Origin of the sequence: Chryseobacterium culicis, assembly GCF_900108365.1 — a bacterium.
Classification (GTDB): domain Bacteria; phylum Bacteroidota; class Bacteroidia; order Flavobacteriales; family Weeksellaceae; genus Chryseobacterium; species Chryseobacterium culicis.
Window position 1 is genome coordinate 180,291 of sequence record NZ_FNWQ01000003.1, and the last position, 18,510, is coordinate 198,800.

Consider the following 18,510-nt stretch of genomic DNA (forward strand, 5'->3'; position numbering starts at 1 on the left):
TTTGTTTAGATTGCAGAAGCTGCTTCTACAGATCCGTCAATTTTTTTGATCAATCCCTGAAGGGTTTTTCCCGGTCCTACTTCTACAAAGTTAGAGGCACCGTCTTTAATCATATTCTGAACAGATTGTGTCCATTTTACCGGACCGGTAAGCTGAGCGATCAGGTTTTGTTTGATCTCATCAGGATTGGTTACCGCTGTTGTGGTAATATTCTGGTATACAGGAATAGTTGCTTTTCTGAATTTTGTTTTTTCGATAGCTGCGGCCAGTCTTTCCTGTGCAGGCTGCATAAGTGGTGAATGGAAAGCTCCGTTTACCGGTAAAAGCAATGCTCTTTTGGCACCGGCTTCTTTAAGTTTAACGCATGCTTCTTCTACTGCAGGTGTTTCTCCTGAGATCACCAATTGCCCCGGACAGTTATAATTGGCAGGAACAACGATACCGCTGATCTGTGCACAAATTTCTTCAACTTTAGCATCATCTAATCCTAAGATCGCTGCCATAGAACTTGGATTGGCATCACAAGCTTCCTGCATCGCTTTTGCTCTTTCAGATACTAATTTCAAACCGTCATCAAAGGATAAAACGCCGTTGGCAACCAAAGCTGAAAACTCTCCTAAAGAGTGTCCTGCTACCATTTCAGCACCCAGCCCGTTTACGGCTTTTAATGCGGCTACTGAATGTATAAATATTGAAGGCTGGGTAACCTCTGTTTTCTTAAGATCCGCATCCGTCCCGTTAAACATAATGGAAAGAATGTCGAAACCTAAAATTTCATTGGCAGATTCCATCAGATCTTTAATATCTTTTCTAGAATCATACAATTCTTTTCCCATTCCTACGAACTGAGAACCCTGCCCTGGAAATACAAGTGCTTTCATGTATTGAATTAAATATTATGCAAATATAACTATAATGTTAACAATATTCTTTTAAATAGCTATAAATCATTTAAGGTACTAACCTGATTACTCTATAACCGGTATTTACATAAGCACCATTAGCTTTAGATTTTACAAACTCAAATTTTGTAGCAAGCTGAGTCTGAACTTTATTCATCTGCTTAAAGATCTCTCCTTTTTTATTTTCTCTGGTCAGCATGTCATTCACAACATCAAAACCTACGATTGCATATTTAGGTGGAGTTTTACAGTATTTGCTTTTATAGGCTGCCAGAATTTCTTTTTCAAAGCTTCCGTCTGTATTAATCTTTCTATCCATCAGATATACAAGGCTCGCCTGGCTAAGCTCATCTACTTTCTTCTCAAAAGTTGGAGAATAGAACATACTGAACGCTTTCATTCCCTGTACTTCTTTAGACATAGCTGCAACCCTGTTGGCAAAAGCATCACCTGCTGCGTTATCATCATTGGCTAAAATAGCAATTACAGGCGCAGACTGTCCTGTCATCATATTCTGATCCGGCTGAATATCTGCGGAAGAGTTTACAATGATAATATTAGGATTCTTTACTGCTTTTTCAAGTCCTGCTTTAATGTAGTTGGCATCCTCTTTCTTAGCATCTGCCACTATGTATATCTTCTGATCAGAATATACCGCTTTTACCTCTTCTACAATCTTATCAGCATAAGTATTATTATTGGTTTCAACAATAATAAGATTACTGTAATTATACAATTCCGGAGAGTTGGCAAATGGGGCTACAATTGGAATTTTCTGATTTTTGGTAAAATCCAGAACATCAATGACGTTAGATTTAAAGAAAGGTCCTATGATAAGGTCAGTATTATCAGGGTTGATCTGCGTCAAAGAATTTTTGAACGAAGCTTCGTTTCCTGAATCTACTATTTTAATATCCAGTTTTTGCCCTCCTCTTGCATTCCTTTCAATTGCCAGTTTGGCTCCTGTTAAAAAGTCAAGCGCCATTCCTCTGTATTGGGTTTCGTTGGTACTGTAGCCAAATGGAAGCATCAGGATAACACTAAGTGCATCGCCATTTTTCTTTATATAGGCAGCATCCTGTTTTTTGATCTTTAAAACCATTCCGGTCTTCAGCCCATGAGAAAGCTCCGGGTTAAGAGCAATAAGTTCATCAATGGAAACACCGAATTTATTTACGATAGAGAATACCGTATCACCCTGCTGAACCGTATAAGTTACATAATCATCACCTACAGCAACATTGGAAGCGGTGGATGATTTTTCGTTCCCGGAATCCATCTTTGCTTTTGGATTAGAAGATTCGGAAACGGTATCATTACTGCCGGAAGTACTTGCTCTTTTTATTTTAATGGTATCTCCAGGCTTAAGTCCTTTTTCTTCCAATCCCGGATTCAAGGCATAAAGATCCTGCTGACTGATACCAAACTGTTTTGTAATTCTGTAATAATTATCTTTAGACTGAATCACATACGATTCTCCTTCTACAGCAGTTGGAGTAGTAGTTGGAGTAATGGTTGTTATATTTTTTTCTACAGGAGGTTCAGCATGTTTTTCTCCTGTCACAGCCTGTTGAGTTCCACCATATTTTTTTATGCTGGCTAGAGGTAAAGTAATCTCATCTCCGATCTTCATGTGAGAATCCAGTTCAGGATTCAGCTTTCTTAAATCAGTTTCAGAAATTCTGTATTGTTTTGTGATGCCATAAATTGTCTGCTTTGGCTGCAAAACAATTTTGCCCAACGAAGAAGTATTTGGGCTCGCAGCTGCTTTTTCGGCTGGAGCAGATTTGGCAGCGGCGGTTGTCGCTGTTTTCTCTGATTTAACAGTTAAAACATCTCCAATGGCCAGTTTACCATCTTTATGTTTTGGGTTTAGCTTCAGCAATTCATCTACAGTTATTCCATACTTTTTTGCAATGTTGTAAGGATTATCGCCTTGCACAACGGTATGTGATTTCTGGGCTGAAACTCCCAAAACCATACATAAACTGGATAGAATAAAAAACCTCTTTATCATATTCGATAATTATAATTTACAAAAATACTTCTTTAAAATTAAATGGCAACAATTATTAATTTTGAATCTTGAACCACCATCTCTTCCAAACAATTTTCAAGCCACGAATAGCCATAATCTGAAAAGAATACACTAAAATTATATACTCTTTCCTGCCATGTTTTTGCGGGATGAACATCTAAAAACAGATTTTCAAGTCTTTCCAGCAATTCATTTTGTTTTATTTTTTCAGCATGAAGAAGGCGCTTTTTCATTCTTTTAAATGACTTTAATTGTCTTACTTCTTCAGCCTTCACCATATTACCAAAAGATTTTTCTGTGGTTTCTGCAGAAGCTTTCAGGGCAGAGAAATTACGGATAAGCAATTCTTCTTTCTCTTCGAGTAATTGTAAAACCGGATTATCTTTTAAAATTTTCTGGTTGGTAAGTGCTGTAAAGTTCCGGAAGAAATCTTCTATCTTAAGATCCAGCTTTTCAATTTTTCCTAACGTTTTTTGCTTCAGAAAAAGCATTGAGTTTCTCGGGATAAGAATCGGAAAAGGAATGGCAACTTTTGAAAAGTAGTCTTTCAGTTCCAGCCAATACATAATTTCTGCATTCCCGCCGATATAAGCCAGATTGGGAAGTACATTTTCCTGATACACCGGGCGCATCACAGCATTGGGACTGAATTTATCTGGGTGATTTTCCAGCTCGTCCAGAATTTCTTCTTCCGTAAACTGAATATTTTTATCTACAATACTGTATTTCTGTCCGTTAAACTCTATTCTGTCTCTGGTTTCAGAAAGGTAGAAAAGATTAATTTCCCGGGGATTCACCTGAACCTTTCCGTATTTTTCCGTCAGAAGATCTACTTTATTTTTAGCGGTTTTCTGTAAGCTAAAATGAAGAAGTTCATCTTTGAAAATCTCCTTCATCTGACTTTTAAGTTTCTTAGAATCTCCATCTAAAATTAAAAGACCAAATTCTGAGAAAAGACGATTCACAAGAACCTTAATGGCTTCGGTCAAAGTATTTCCTGCCTTATAGGCTTCTTTCATCATTAAGATGAGTTCGGTACCGAAAATAGAATCTTTGAATTCTTTCTCGAATTCAGAAATAAAATAAGTATCACTGATCTTTATTCTTCCTACCGGACCTCCTGATCTTTCATTGGTTTCGTAATAATTATTTTCGGTTTTAAAATGATTGATCTCTGCAAAATCATGATCTTCTGAAGCCATCCAATACACCGGAACGAAGTTAAAATCCGGAAAATTTTCTTTCAGATACGTACATGTTTTGATGGTCTGAAGTATTTTATACACAAAAAACACAGGTCCAGAAAACAGATTCAGCTGATGCCCTGTGGTAATGGTAAATGTATCAGGCTGCTTAAGATGATCTATATTTTCTCTTTGCTTTGAAGAAAGAGTGAGCTCTGACAGCTGGCTTTCAAACACATCAAATAAAATCTCTCTTTTTTTGGATGAAAATGAGTCTTTTTTAAGATGAATCTGTTGTTTAAAATGATCTAAGGAAAATGTATGATTTTCAAAGCCCTCAATTTTCTGATGTAAAAAATCTTTTACGAGCTGAGGGATACTTTCTATATCGTTAAATGATATTTTATTAATTGTTTTCAACCTGTACAGTTTTTAGTTGAACAAATACCACACAATCCCGATGTTCAGTCTGAAATCATATACCGGATAATGTGGAAATGCGTATGCTTTGTTATTGGAAATAACAGTTCCTATCTGCTGCCCTTCTATGAAAAAGAACATTTTTTTCACTTTCATATTAATATAGATATCGGCAATAGGCTGTCCTCCAATTGAGAATGAATCCGCTCTTGGAAGAATATATTCGTTAAGAACAGGGAAATATTCTCTTGAAGCAAATTTTGAGAAGTAGTATACTTTAACACCCGCCTGAATTTCTGCCGCTTTTTTGAATGCCTGTGTCTGGTAGAAGAAATTAGCTCTTCCGATGAAACCAGGTAAAGGAAGCAGTTCTTTATTAGTCAGGGTATTTTGGAAATGCAGTCTTGTATTGAGATGGAATTTTTTGAAGCTGAAAGTAGCCTCCCCTCCGATCTGAGAGATATTGACCGAATTATTACTTTGTTTCGGGCTCATGCTGCTGTCAAAGTATGTATAATTATCAATTCTGAAATAATTAGCAAAGATTTCGGTTTTAAACCATTTCAGGTTAACGCTTCCTCCTACTTCCATGACAGACTGATTGTTTGCATTTTCAAGATAATAATTGAAGTTATTATAAACGGAAGTATTCATCAAATAGTTGAATGAAGGATATGCACTCTGGAAATTCACCTTTGCATTAACGAAATAATCTTTGATGGGTTCAAACTTCAGATTATTGGTTGTTTTAAGATAGCTTTTAAACTGGCTTCCGTTTGAAAATTCAAGAAATGAGTTTAGCTGGATTTTATCCCAAAGTTTTACCTGTAAATTTCCTACAGCCCCAATCCTGTTTTCTTTAAGTTCATTGGGAAAAGGAAATGCACTATTAATAGATGCAATATCTGTTACCCCAAACTTAATGATCTGATAACGTACACCTGCGTCTAATTTGAATTTTTCATTATTAAAAATTAAGCTGACTGTATTGCTTAAGTTTTCGGAATATTTTTTTGTTGTCAGCGGAAAGCCGTTTATTAAATCTGTAGGAGCATCATACCAGTAGGTTTCAGGAGTCGACTGGTTATAATAGTATTTATTTCCCTGATGAGAAATAATATGTCTAATACTGAACGGAAATTTTTCAGAATTAAATGGAGTAAACTGCTGGCTCAGGTAGTATCTTCTGTAAGCAAACTGCGAGCTGGAAGAGGCTAAGCTAACCTGAGCGTTTTGTCTGTTGCTGTAGTTACTGTCTCCATTCATAAAGAGATTATCTTCAGTAATACCTCCACTTTCCTGGTTGTTTACATTCTGGTGAAGATAGTGGGCAAAAAGCTCATAGTTTCCACTTTTTGAGACATAATGTCCTGAGAAAATAGTATTATTATTTGCGGCTAACGAGTTTCTGTAAAGTCCCTGAGAACGAAGTCCCATATATTCCAGCGCAAAATTGAATCTCTTTCCTATATTTTGAGTGTAGGTAGATCTCAGAGCAGCTCCGTTTCGCATAGCATTGTGATAAATAAATGTAGCGGTAGGAGTTTTTACATCATAGTATTTCACATCGTTTGCTCCAATAATCATATACGATTTGTTGGAAGGTAATAGGGAAAGGTTTTCTTCCGGATTTACCTCGAATACAAGTGGATTAAATCCTGAACCAATATTGGCTGGCTGTATTCTTCCGAAGTTATCTTTATTATTTTGTTGTGAAAAGATATAGGTTTTATCAAAAGTCATTACAGTATCAAAAACTTTCTTTTCAGAAAACTGAGTCTGATACAGGTAATCATTAATAGTAGGTTTGAAAATTTTCAGGGAATCTTTCTTCCCGGAGTCTATCACGAGTGTGTCTTCTGCTTTTTTGGTTTGAGGCTTGGTACCGGCTTTATTAACGACCTGAGCCCTTGCAGCAAAACTTAAAGACAAGAGTATGAAAAGGATGTACTTCATTATTCATTATTGTACAGCAAAAATAAGAAATAAAAGGACATAAAAAACCCCACAAAAATGTGGGGCTTGAGATATTTGTTAGAAAAATTTTAGTTTTTCACTAGGACAAATTTATTACCGCTGGAAGTACCTGCAGCACCTGAGAAAGTAAGCGCAGAGATGTTAATACCATTAGTACAGAAATTAACTGTCCCTGTACCAGTTACTGACATACTACCAGTTGGCGCATCATAAAGAAAGTTTTGATTAGAAGCTACTGTAATATTACCATTGGTTTGAACAGTAACAAGCATATATGATGTACTTGTGTTGCTAATATAAGGATTGTTAGTTGACAATATCTTAAACTGGTTAGCAGCAGGACCTGGCTGTATAGTAATTAGCGCTCCTGGTAAGTAATCTTCCCAAGTATCCGTTACTACCTTATACGTTCCAGTGAAACCAGACATGTTAAATGGACATTCTAATGAATATTTCAACGTGTGAGTCTGATTGAATGTAGCATTAGCAACTGAAGGAGAAGAAATTTTAAAAGTAATTGTTTTTTGAGTTTCCTTAGCTCCACTTTCTAATAACTGTATTTTAAAGTTACCCACCTTTTGCCCTGCAGCAAGATTATCGGTTTTATTTACAATCTTAAAGTCTACACCTTCTACTGCTGTAGAATTAGCTGCATCAACAGCAATTGTTACATCTGTATTTTGTTTTGCTTCACTTAAAGTAGTATATGTTATTGCAACCTCTTTAGAAGTTGAGCCTTTTACTACTGTTGCTTCTGAGCTTGTAGCACCAAAACTCAAATAATTATCTCCATCATATACTGCATCATCTGGCTCTGAACAGGCAGAGATCATTAATGCAAAAATCGGAATACTTAAATATTTTAAAATTTTCATAGCTAAAATTCGCTTTTAATTAATATTAATAACCAGGGTTTTGTTGCACTTGAGAGTTTAGGTTAATCTCCTGAGCTGGAATTGGTAATGTATACTTATAGCTATTGTTAGGAAGGTTTGTAACCGTAACAACATCATCCGTCTGGTTTCTATCCATAGTAACACCAGCTGCAGTAGCCAATCTTTTTAAATCGATGTATCTGTGTCCTTCCAATGCAAGGTCAACTCTTCTCTCTTTTAAGATATCTGCATAAGCTGCTGCTGACGAAGCATATACTGGAAGTGGAGCAGTTCCACTGTTGTATCTTTTCGCTCTTACTTGCTGAATTAGTGTAGCTGCACCAGTAAAATTGTTAGCTGCTGTTTCACACTCTGCCAAGATGAAATACATTTCTGATAATCTGAATACCTTTAAATCATTTCTTGTAGCAGCACTTGTTTTACCAGGATATTTGTCTATTACCAGCTGATCAGTATCCCTAGGAGAAGTACTTGTTAAATAATTAGGATCAATTAGAGACGAAGAATCAATATATACGGTTCTTCTAACGTCCCCTGGAGTTGTATTGATGATATTAAACAGGTTTCTTCCTAAAGCCCACATTGGGTTTCCTGTAATACTAGAACTGTTCGTATTCCATCTTGTTCCAATGGAGCTTCCGTTCCCTGTAGCTAATCTGTTTAATGCGAAAATAATTTCTCCTCTTGCTGTATCATTCCACATTGTTGGGTATGCTGACGCAGCGGTTAATGTCAATCCAGCATTAGATATCACATCCTGTGCATATTGCTTAGCTAAAGTTGTATTACCTCTGTAAAGGTTAAATCTTGCAGAAACTGCATTTACAAATCCTTTATCTACATAATATCTTCCTGCAGCAGCATTATAAGGTAAAATACTTCTAGCATAATCTAAATCTGCATTAATAAAATCATAAACATCTTGATTCTTACTTCTAGGAAGTTTTACATCAACTGCTGGTACATCTTTTAAAAGTAAAACGCCTAAACCGTTTGCATCTTTCATATCCGGAGCAAAAAAAGTCTCCAGCTGAAGATAGCAGAAAGCTCTTATAGCTCTTGCCTGTGCAATAATCGAGTTGTATTGAGCTACTTCACTGGCAGCAGGAGTAACTTGTGCAGCACCAGCAAGTAATCTGTTTACACGGTTAATTACCAAGTAATGCTGAGCCCAAATTCCTGTTGTTAGAACCGTAGTTGGATCTATAAAATAACGGTGTATTTCATATTCCTGACCACCACTACCTGCTCCTGGCTTTACTTCGTCAGTAAATACCGCAGAGAAATAAATATCATTATTAGTATCCATGTTGGCATACACAGATCCAACTAAATAATCATTAAGATTTGATACACTTGTAAATAAAGTAGCATCATCCAGTAACCCAGGTTGCTCTATATCAATAGCATCCTTACAACTGTTTAAAGTAAAACCAACTGACGATAGACATACTGCTATCACTAATGCTTTTTTATATATTTTATTCATTTTTTCTTTTTTTAAAAATCTACATTAACCCCTAAAGAATATGTTTTCGGGTTTGGATATACGTTAAGTGAATACGTTGTAATAGGCTCCACATCAAAACCTTTCCATCCTGTGAAAGTATAGATGTTTTCAGCTTGTGCAAAAACCTTAATAGAATTAATTGGCAAGTTGCCTAATATTTTTTTGCTGAAAGTATATCCAACACTTACATTCTTTAATCTAACAAAATCAGATTTGAAAAGGAATCTATCAGAAGAACCTTCTAATGTTGCATTAACTGCTGATAAGCTTGGTACCGTAGCGTTCGGATTGCTTGGAGTCCATGCATTCAACAAATCAGCAGAAACGTTAAGCCCGGAAGCTGCATAAGAAGGATTCATTACCCAAGAATATAGGTTATCATAGATATATCCTCCTTTCTGATAAGAAAATAATGCATCAACAAAGAACCCGTCATGCTGGAAGTTAAATCCAAATCCACCCGTATATTTAGGCATAGGGCTTTTTCCTGTAAGTCTTCTATCAGCAGCAGTTGGTGTTTGAGTTACATTTCCGTTCTTATCTAAGAATAACTGCTCTCCATTAGCTGGATTAACTCCTAAGTAAGGATAAAGCTGCCATTGATCTGCAGGTCCTCCAACTCCGTCAACAAAATCTCCTGTAAGGTCATTTGCTTCCATGCTGACAATCTTATTGGAGTTATACCCAACGTTTCCATATACAGATAATTTTGTATTGGCTTTTCTCAGAATATGAACTCTTAAAGATCCTTCAACTCCTTTATTATCCATTGTACCATTATTACCTCTTAGGGCACCTTGACCTGTAACGTAAGTTACCGGAATGGAATTAAATAATCTTGTTGTTCTTTTCTGATAATAATCAAATGTACCTTCTACCAGTCCTTTGTAGTTGAAATCAACTCCTAAATCAAGCTGTTTTACTTCTTCCCATTTTAGGTTCTTGTTTCCAAGGTTTGCCAGATAATATCCAGGTAAACTCTGGTAAGCAGGAGCTGTAGTAGGATTCGGTCCGTTATAATCCAAATACGAAGAAGGACCTACTGTTAGTACGTTGGTATTATTAGCAACCGTAAATAAGTTTTGGTTACCTGTTGTTCCAAGGGAAGCTCTAAGTTTTAATAAATTGAACCCAGATCCTTCCATGAAGCTTTCTTTATCAATATTCCATCTTGCCGCTACTGACCAGAAAGTTTCCCATCTGTTATCTTTAGGGAATCTGTATGATCCATCTCTTCTTATTACTCCAGATACACCATATTTTCCTTGGTAATCATAATCTAATGTTCCGAAATACGCCAGTGTTCCTGCAGTAACCTTCAATGCACTTGCAGAAGGACGATAGATATTTGGAGTAGCCGGGTTGAAAGGAACATAACCCGTTCCTGCACCGAACTCCCAAACTAAAGGATCAAGACCGTTCTGCTGCTGAGTATAACTCTGCCAGTTTACTTTAATATAATCTAAATAAGCAGCAGCTGTAATAGTATGATCACCAAATGAATGGTTATAAGTAATGTTTGTAGTCGTGTTAAACGTTAAATCGTTTATCGTATTAAACTGTTCAAATCCACCATATTTTGCAGCTTGTCCTGCAGCTACCACTAAAGATAGATAACCGTTTGCAGCTCTGGCAAATTGTCTTTGATAATTTTTATAATCAACACCCGTTCTGTTTCCGATGCTTAAATCTGATGTAAGCTTGTAATTAGCACTTACGTTAGCCGTTAAGCTGGTTTCAGTAAACTGGTTTCTGATACCACCCATGATGTTATCATAAAGAATATAAGCTCCATTCCCATTACCACTCGCTGTTCCTATCTGATTGAATAATCCCAATCCATTGGTAAATGTAGGTGCTGGTAAATAAGGTGCGGAAAGCACAGTTCCAAATAGCGGGTTCTGTACTGTGTTCGCATTAATAGCAGTGTTGGTTTCGTCATCCAACTGATTTCTTTTGGAGAACCCTAACCCTAAAATAGCACCAAATGTTAATCTTCCATCGTTGCTTTTTCCATTAAGGTTATTTCTTAAAGTAAATCTTTTGAAATCTGTTCCACGGATGTTACCTTCACTGTCCACATAACCTAATGAAACGAAGTTACTTATGTTTTCTCCACCTGCACTCACTGACAGCGTATGCTGCTGGCTCATACCTACTCTGGAAAAAAGATCTCTCCAGTCTGTATTGGTAGTGAAATTATTGATATCATTTTGAGACATGGTAGAACCTTTTCCTGCTCCGGCATTCTTCTGAACCTGTAACAGCTCTCTTCCAGAAGACATATTGTAATCTGTTTTTGGCAATACGGAGAAAGAAGTTAATGCATCATAAGAGATTCTAAGCTTAGAATTGAACTTACCGCCTTTAGTTGTAATTACTACAACCCCATTTGCAGCTCTGTTTCCATAAATTGCTGTAGCCTGTGCATCTTTTAGAATACTGAACGTGTCAATATCATTAGGGTTTAAGTTTCTAAACTGTGACCCTGATGTAATAATTCCGTCTATAACATATAAAGGATCCGTAGAACCATTTAGGGAACTAAGTCCTCTGATGATAATATTAAACTTACCAGATCCCGGAGATCCAGACGCTGAGTTCGCTACTATACCAGGAGCTGTACCCTGTATAGAGTTAAGAACAGAAATATTTGGTCTGTTCTCTAATGTTTCAGAACCGATGGTTACTGAAGAAGCATTAGATTTAGCTTTAGTAGATGTCTTGCTATAACCTAACACAACAATCTCATCAATTTTCTGTTCTTTGTCTTTTTTAGAACTTGTTGTGTCTTTTTGAGCAAATACTACCTGCCCTGTGAAAAATAACACACCGGCTGTCAGTACACGTAATTTAACATTCATATTAACAAATTTTAATATATTTAATGGGCAAATATGTTAATAAATATTAACACCCACAAATTAAACCAATGTTTAAACTACGCTTTTTTTTAATATTTCATTTAAATTTTACGCAAATCAAATAAGATTCCATAATAATAGATAGTTTTTATTATGTGAAAATTATTTTTTTCGCGCTTTAAATTCATTTTAACAAATTATTAATAACATAAAAAATATTATTTAGAATCTTTATAAATTAAACAGGTTTACAAAATAAAAATACACCTATATAAAAAAGTGGTTTTCACCTATTTAGGATATAATTATTTGAGTTTGCGTAGAACAGTTCTTTCTCTGTAAACTTACAGAATATTTCTAATTTACCCTTAATGGAAAGATGCAGATTTTGATTGCATTTAGGCCATTAAGCGAATATTTTAACAATACATTTCAAAAATTTCAGATATTGATAATGTATGCTAAACTCAATCATATCGCTTATCAGAACTCTTACTTTAAAGCATACCATTACTTTTTCAGAAACAGTATGTACCTGCATTTTTCTTAAAGCTTCAGGGATTGGGGTTCTTTGTATAACTCAACTTATTTAAGTTTTACTATTTATATACAGTAATCAATAGTAAATTCTGAAGAGAAAATTTGAAATATTAAGTAAATACTAAAAAGTTAAAATTAGCTAAAAAACTGGTTAAAGTTCACATTCACAATTAACGCTTATGAAGGCAATCATCTTAAAACAAATTTTTATAATCTATCTTTTCGAAAAAAATCTCTAAAATCTAATTTTTAGAGATGATCTTTATTTATTATGAAAGAAATTAAATTAACAAATCTGATCGGAACATTATAGTATTCATCATTTTTTACTAACTTTACCCATAATAACCGATTAAATAGATAAGATAATCAAAAAATAATTTAAAAATGAGAAAATTATTATTCATCGCTTTATTTTTACCATTTGTATTTATAGAGGCGCAACAGTCTTTAAATATCAATAATGTAACAGGCTCTCAGTCTGTATTTGAAAGTGTAGTTGCTTCAGGAACCGGAGCTCCTATAAAATATGAAGACATACAAGGTTCTCCTTATCAGTCACCACTTTTTCAAAAAGCTTCCGTGGGAGAAAAGTATGGAAATATCGACGTGAGGTATAATGCTTACACGGATGATATAGAGTTTTTAAACAATGGAAAAACTGAAGTTCTCCCTAAGCAGGATGATTTTGCCAGAATTGAAGTTCTTTCATCAAAACAAGCTTTTGTGTATTTTAAAAACACAACGGAACCGAAAGGTTATCTGATCGAGATAGCAAAGGGCAAAAACCCTGTGTATAAAAAGGAAAAAACTATTTTTAAAGACGCAGCTGCAGCAGCTAATACTTATCAGACAGGCAAACCAGCCATGTTTGTAAAACAAGATCCCGTTTATTATATAAAAACAACTTCAGGAAACATGAATAAAGTATCTTCACTAAAAAAGATAACAGAACTTTTCCCTGAAAAAGAGAAAGAGTACAATACGTATATTAAATCAAATAACTTAAAATTTAATGATGGCGATATAGCTAAGCTAATGGCTTTTATCAATCAATAATTATTAGAATTTTAATAGTAAAAATTCAAAAAACCTTGTATAAGTTATTATACAGGTTTTTTTATACCCATAATTGAGATTACCACTATTCTATTATTTGTTATTCATCGTCAGTTTTTTTTGAATACCACAAAACAATATATAATAATAAGGCCATCTCACAAGTGAGACGGCCTATTAATATTGAGATATTGAGTCTTATGAACTCATAAACTTATACTATTTCAGTTTTTTCTTAACAGCTACTTCTTCGTAAACTTCAAGAATATCTCCGGTTTCGATATCGTTGTAACCTTTTAGATTCAGACCACATTCGTAACCTTTTGTAACTTCTTTAACATCGTCTTTGAAACGCTTCAAGCTTTCAAGCTCTCCGTCGAATTTCACAATACCGTCTCTTAGCAAACGTACTTTGGACTGTCTTGTTACTTTTCCGGTAAGAACCATACAACCTGCAATTGTTCCAACTTTAGAAATCTTGAATACTTCACGAATCTCAACATTACCGATTACCTGCTCCTGAATTTCCGGAGAAAGCATTCCCTCCATCGCTTCTTTCACTTCATCAATTGCTTTATAGATTACGGAATATGTTCTGATTTCAATTTCTTCACGATCCGCAAGTTCTTTTGCATTAGCACCAGCCCTAACATTGAATCCGATGATAATTGCATCTGATGCAGCCGCTAAATTAATATCAGACTCTGTGATCTGCCCAACACCTGAGTGAAGAATCTTCACACTGATCTCTTCTGTTGACAATCTCTGTAACTGATCAGAAAGCGCTTCTACAGAACCATCCACGTCACCTTTAAGGATAATATTCAATTCTTTGAACTCTCCTAAGGCAATACGTCTGCCTAATTCTTCAAGCGTTGTATGTTTTTTCGTTCTGATTGATAGCTCTCTCTGTAACTGCTCTCTCTTATTGGCAATAGCTTTACCTTCACTTTCATCAGCATATACTCGGAATTTATCACCAGCAGTAGGCGCTCCGTCCAACCCTAAGATGGTTGCAGGGATTGATGGACCTGCTTCTTTAAGGTTTTTACCTCTTTCATCAAGCAGCGCTTTTATTTTACCGTGGTTTTTACCTGCTACTACATAGTCTCCAACTCTTAAAGTTCCGGTTTGCACCAACATGGTTGCTACATAACCTCTACCTTTATCTAAAGATGCTTCAATAACAACCCCGTTTGCTGAACGCTCAGGATTTGCTTTTAACTCAAGCATTTCAGCCTGTAATAGAACTTTCTCCAGCAATACATCTACATTATTACCAAATTTAGCTGAAATCTCCTGCGCCTGAACATTTCCACCCCACTCTTCTACTAAAACCGGAGGGTTCAAGCCAGAAAGCTGCTGACGGATGTTATCAGGGTTCGCATTCGGCTTATCAACTTTATTGATAGCAATAATCATTGGTACCTGTGCAGCCTGAGCATGGGCAATAGCTTCTTTGGTCTGTGGCATTACATCATCATCGGCAGCAATTACAATAATGGCAATATCTGTGATCTGAGCACCTCTGGCTCTCATCGCTGTAAAGGCCTCGTGACCTGGCGTATCTAAGAATGTAATTCTTTGTCCGTTTTCAAGCTTTACATTATAAGCACCAATGTGCTGAGTAATTCCTCCGGATTCACCAGCAATTACGTTTGTTTTTCTGATGTAATCCAATAATGAAGTTTTACCATGGTCTACGTGTCCCATTACAGTAACTACAGGAGCTCTTTGCAATAAGCTGTCTTCTGTATCAACTTCTTCTTCGGAATCTGTATCTTCAAGATCTGCATCTGAGAATTCGATTTTATAACCAAATTCGTCTGCTACTAATAATAAGGTATCCGCTTCGAGTCTTTGGTTCATGGTAACCATTACACCTAGCGAGAAACAGGCAGAGATTACTTCAGTTGGAGAAACATTCATCAAGCTTGCCAATTCACCTACAGTGATGAATTCTGTTACCTTAAGAGTTCTGTCTTGTGCCTCAAGCTCCTGCTGACGCTCATCCTGTTCTCTACGGAAAGTTCTTTTGTCTTTTCTGTGTTTAGCAGATTTAGATTTCCCTCCTTTATTGGTAAGTTTTTCAAGGGTTTCCTTGATCTGGTTTTTAACCTGCTCGTCAGTTAATTCAACCGGCATCACTCTTTGTCCAGGTCTGTTGTTCTGGCCTCCTTTCTTGAAGCCGCCACCACCTTGACCTTGCGGACGGTTTCCACCACCCTGGTTATTTCCAAATCGGTTTCCGCCCTGGCCACCCTGACCTTGCGGACGGTTTCCCTGACCACCTTGACCTTGACGGTTTCCTCCTTGTCCTCCATTGTTATTATGCGGACGGTTTCCTCCTTGGCCTTGACCACCTTGGTTATTGTTATTATTTCCTGAGTTTTGATTATTTCCCTGACCTTGCTGGTTATTCTGGCCGCCAGGTTTTTCAATTCTCTTTCTTTTCTTTTTTGCACCAGCACCTGGTTTTGGAGCAAACTGAGTAAGGTCTATCTTTTCACCAACGATTTTAGGACCGTCTAATTTCTGATATACCGTCTCAATCTTCTGAGGTTCCTGAGATTCAGGTTCAGCTTCAACTTTTGGAGTTTCTACTTTTTTCTCCTCAACAACAGCTGGTTTCGGAGTTTCTTTTACTGTTTCCACAGGCTTCACTTCTTCTTTTTTCTCCTCCATTTTTGGTTTGTCTTTTTTCACAGGTCTGTTTCTAGATTCTATTTGAGACAAATCAATTTTATCCAAAACTTTGAATTCCTGCTTTTCAGGAGCTGCTTTTACTTCCGGCTGTTCTTCTTTCACGATTTCTTCTTTCTTTTCTTCAACCGGTGTTGCAACAGGAGCTGAAGGAGCTGCAGGAGCCTCCTCCACTTCAGGCGTCTTAGGTTCTAGATCAATTTTACCTAAAATTCTAGTTTCTGGTTTATTTGCTTTAGCTCTTATCACTTCAGGGGTTTTCTTTTCTTCAATTTCCAGCTTTTCTTCCGGAACTTTAGTGATCACCACCTCATGGGAAGCTTTTCTTTGTTCGCCGTCTTTAGCAAACTCAGCCTCCAATGCAGAATATGCCGATTCTTCCAATTGAGCGTTAGGATTGCCTTCAACCTCGAAACCCTTTGATTGTAAAAACTCTACTAATCTGGACATCGAAATATTGAATTCCTTAACCGCTTTATTTAATCTAATTTTTGGCATCTATATTATTTACTGTTTTTAATTTTTAAAATTAAAGTATTTCTTTTTTACTGTTTATTAAAATTTATTTAAAATCTTAATCTTCAAATTCTTCTCTTAGAATACGTTTAACCTCCTCGATTGTTTCTTCTTCAAGGTCTACCATATTTAAAAGACTTTCAGTTTCTTTATCTAATACTGATTTTGCAGTTGTAAGTCCTACTTTCTTAAACTCATCCAAAATCCACTGCTCGATATCATCGTTAAATTCTCTTAATTCAACATCGTCATCCTCGCTGGACTCTCTGTATACATCAATTTCATATCCTGACAACCAAGAAGCCAGTCTGATATTCTGTCCTTGTTTTCCAATCACTTTAGAAATCTCTTCAACAGGAGTATATACTAATGCATAGTTTTGATCCTCATTGATGTCAATTTTATTGACCGTCACATTTCCTAATGCTCTTTTCACCAAAATCTCAGGGTTTTTAGACCACTGAATAACATCGATGTTTTCATTTCTCAACTCTCTTACAACGCCATGAATTCTGGATCCTTTCACTCCAACACATGCTCCTACCGGATCAATTCTGTCATCATAAGCATCAACTGCAATCTTCGCCTTCTCACCAGGAATTCTCACTACTTTTTTCAGCATAATTGTTCCGTCCTGGATCTCAGGAATTTCCAGCTCTAATAACTTCTCTAGGAATTTAGGTGCAGTTCTGGAAATAATAATCTGTGGTTTAGAACCTTTGAAATCTACTGTCTCAACAATAGCTCTGATATTCTCACCCTTTTTAAAGAAATCGGATGGGATCTGGTTTTCTTTTGGTAAAATAAATTCATTTCCTTCATCATCCAGCAAAATCACATGTTTGTGACGGATATGGTGGATTTCACCAACAACTATTTCTCCAATTTTATCTCTAAACTGCTCGTACAGCATTGCATTATTGTGCTCCTGAAGCTTTGTAGCCAGGATTTGCTTAAGGGTAAGAATATTTCTTCTTCCCAATTGTGCAACAGGAATTTCCATTGTAAAGTCCTCACCTACTTCGAAGGTAGGGTCAATCTTTTTTGCTTCAGAAATTTCAATTTCCAAATCATCATCTTCAGACATTTCGTCCTCTACAATTGTTTTATTTAAAAATATCTGAAAATCTCCTTTATCCGGGTTTACAATCACATCAAAATGATCATCTGAATCAAATCTTTTTCTTAAAAGAGTCTTCAGTGAATCTTCAATAATTGCCATAAGATCAATTTTACTGATCCCCTTTTCGTCTTTAAAATCACCAAAGGATTCAATCAACGCTATATTATCCATCTATTTTTTTTTCTTTTTAAAATTTAATTACTACTAATGCTTTTTTGATCTCGGAGTAAGCAATCTCTTTCTCCTCTTCTACATCTACTTTTCCTTTTCCGATATCTTTCGGTTTGCGGTAACGTAAAGTAAGTGTGATCTTCTCTTCATCTACTTTTGACAGTTCTCCTTCAATTTTGGAAGAATCCTCCAGCATCACCTCAATTTCTCTCCCAATATTTTTTCCGAACTGTCTTGGTGTGGATAATGGTTCGCTTAATCCGGCAGACATCACCTGCAGGCTGAAGTCGTGCTCTTCACGATCCATATTGAATTCTATTGCACGGCTTGCATCCAGGCAGTCTTGCAGAGAAACTCCGTTATCACCATCTAAAATCACTGTAATATCATCCCCTGCAGAAATTTTAAGATCAATAAGAAACAGATCTTTTCTGGTCTCAAGGAATTCATTTAATAATTCTTCAATTCTTTTTCTAAACTCCATATATATTTATCTTGATTTACAGTACGAAAAAAGGCTTTCTTCCGAAGCCTTCCCATTTTTTCCGTAAATCCAATGCAAATATACGATATTTTTCTAAAAATGCAAAATTATCTTAAGTATCAG

General features: G+C 36.0%; 11 protein-coding genes. 1 reads left to right on the forward strand and 10 read right to left on the reverse strand.

Features of this window, described 5'->3' with window-relative positions:
• Window positions 1-5 precede the first annotated feature (5 nt).
• From fabD to BLW74_RS12580, 7 genes are all read right to left on the reverse strand, one after another.
• Window positions 6-881, reverse strand: coding sequence for an ACP S-malonyltransferase (gene fabD / locus BLW74_RS12550; protein ID WP_089692754.1), 876 nt, complete (start codon window positions 879-881; stop codon window positions 6-8).
• A 70-nt stretch (window positions 882-951) separates the two neighbouring features.
• Window positions 952-2,919 carry a LysM peptidoglycan-binding domain-containing protein gene (locus BLW74_RS12555; protein WP_228424888.1) on the reverse strand — a complete coding sequence of 656 codons (1,968 nt, stop codon included), beginning with the start codon at window positions 2,917-2,919 and terminating at the stop codon, window positions 952-954.
• 38 nt (window positions 2,920-2,957) lie between these two features.
• The gene (gene bshC / locus BLW74_RS12560; protein ID WP_089692756.1) at window positions 2,958-4,544 is read right to left on the reverse strand and encodes a bacillithiol biosynthesis cysteine-adding enzyme BshC; all 1,587 of its coding nucleotides are present in this window, start codon (window positions 4,542-4,544) and stop codon (window positions 2,958-2,960) included.
• Window positions 4,545-4,556: 12 nt separating this feature from the next.
• Entirely contained in the window at window positions 4,557-6,500 is a 1,944-nt protein-coding gene (locus tag BLW74_RS12565; protein ID WP_089692757.1) for a putative porin, read from the reverse strand.
• 89 nt (window positions 6,501-6,589) lie between these two features.
• The gene (locus tag BLW74_RS12570; RefSeq protein WP_139265739.1) at window positions 6,590-7,396 is read right to left on the reverse strand and encodes a hypothetical protein; all 807 of its coding nucleotides are present in this window, start codon (window positions 7,394-7,396) and stop codon (window positions 6,590-6,592) included.
• A gap of 25 nt (window positions 7,397-7,421) precedes the next feature.
• Entirely contained in the window at window positions 7,422-8,906 is a 1,485-nt protein-coding gene (locus tag BLW74_RS12575) for a RagB/SusD family nutrient uptake outer membrane protein (RefSeq protein ID WP_089692759.1), read from the reverse strand.
• A gap of 11 nt (window positions 8,907-8,917) precedes the next feature.
• Complete coding sequence (locus tag BLW74_RS12580) at window positions 8,918-11,791, reverse strand: SusC/RagA family TonB-linked outer membrane protein (protein ID WP_089692760.1); 2,874 nt, start codon at window positions 11,789-11,791, stop codon at window positions 8,918-8,920.
• A gap of 927 nt (window positions 11,792-12,718) precedes the next feature.
• On the opposite strand from BLW74_RS12580, the gene BLW74_RS12585 reads away from it, so the two are divergent.
• Entirely contained in the window at window positions 12,719-13,390 is a 672-nt protein-coding gene (locus tag BLW74_RS12585) for a hypothetical protein (RefSeq protein ID WP_089692761.1), read from the forward strand.
• 219 nt (window positions 13,391-13,609) lie between these two features.
• On the opposite strand, the gene infB is transcribed toward BLW74_RS12585, so the two are convergent.
• The 3 genes from infB to rimP all read right to left on the reverse strand — a co-directional run bounded on the left by infB (window position 13,610) and on the right by rimP (window position 18,387).
• On the reverse strand, window positions 13,610-16,591 hold the full coding sequence (gene infB, locus BLW74_RS12590) for a translation initiation factor IF-2 (RefSeq protein ID WP_089692762.1): 2,982 nt from the start codon (window positions 16,589-16,591) through the stop codon (window positions 13,610-13,612).
• 76 nt (window positions 16,592-16,667) lie between these two features.
• Window positions 16,668-17,903, reverse strand: coding sequence for a transcription termination factor NusA (gene nusA / locus BLW74_RS12595; protein WP_047097519.1), 1,236 nt, complete (start codon window positions 17,901-17,903; stop codon window positions 16,668-16,670).
• Between the two features lie 16 nt (window positions 17,904-17,919).
• Window positions 17,920-18,387, reverse strand: a complete 468-nt coding sequence (gene rimP, locus BLW74_RS12600; protein WP_089692763.1) for a ribosome assembly cofactor RimP — start codon at window positions 18,385-18,387, stop codon at window positions 17,920-17,922.
• Between the last annotated feature and the right edge of the window lie 123 nt (window positions 18,388-18,510).

Excerpts from the sequence above, each read along its gene's own strand:
- fabD (WP_089692754.1), bottom strand. The coding sequence starts at position 881 with ATGAAAGCACTTGTATTTCCAGGGCAGGGTTCTCAGTTCGTAGGAATG.
- BLW74_RS12570 (WP_139265739.1), bottom strand. The coding sequence starts at position 7,396 with ATGAAAATTTTAAAATATTTAAGTATTCCGATTTTTGCATTAATGATC.
- BLW74_RS12555 (WP_228424888.1), bottom strand. The coding sequence starts at position 2,919 with ATGATAAAGAGGTTTTTTATTCTATCCAGTTTATGTATGGTTTTGGGA.
- infB (WP_089692762.1), bottom strand. The coding sequence starts at position 16,591 with ATGCCAAAAATTAGATTAAATAAAGCGGTTAAGGAATTCAATATTTCG.
- BLW74_RS12565 (WP_089692757.1), bottom strand. The coding sequence starts at position 6,500 with ATGAAGTACATCCTTTTCATACTCTTGTCTTTAAGTTTTGCTGCAAGG.
- BLW74_RS12580 (WP_089692760.1), bottom strand. The coding sequence starts at position 11,791 with ATGAATGTTAAATTACGTGTACTGACAGCCGGTGTGTTATTTTTCACA.
- rimP (WP_089692763.1), bottom strand. The coding sequence starts at position 18,387 with ATGGAGTTTAGAAAAAGAATTGAAGAATTATTAAATGAATTCCTTGAG.
- nusA (WP_047097519.1), bottom strand. The coding sequence starts at position 17,903 with ATGGATAATATAGCGTTGATTGAATCCTTTGGTGATTTTAAAGACGAA.
- BLW74_RS12585 (WP_089692761.1), top strand. The coding sequence starts at position 12,719 with ATGAGAAAATTATTATTCATCGCTTTATTTTTACCATTTGTATTTATA.
- BLW74_RS12575 (WP_089692759.1), bottom strand. The coding sequence starts at position 8,906 with ATGAATAAAATATATAAAAAAGCATTAGTGATAGCAGTATGTCTATCG.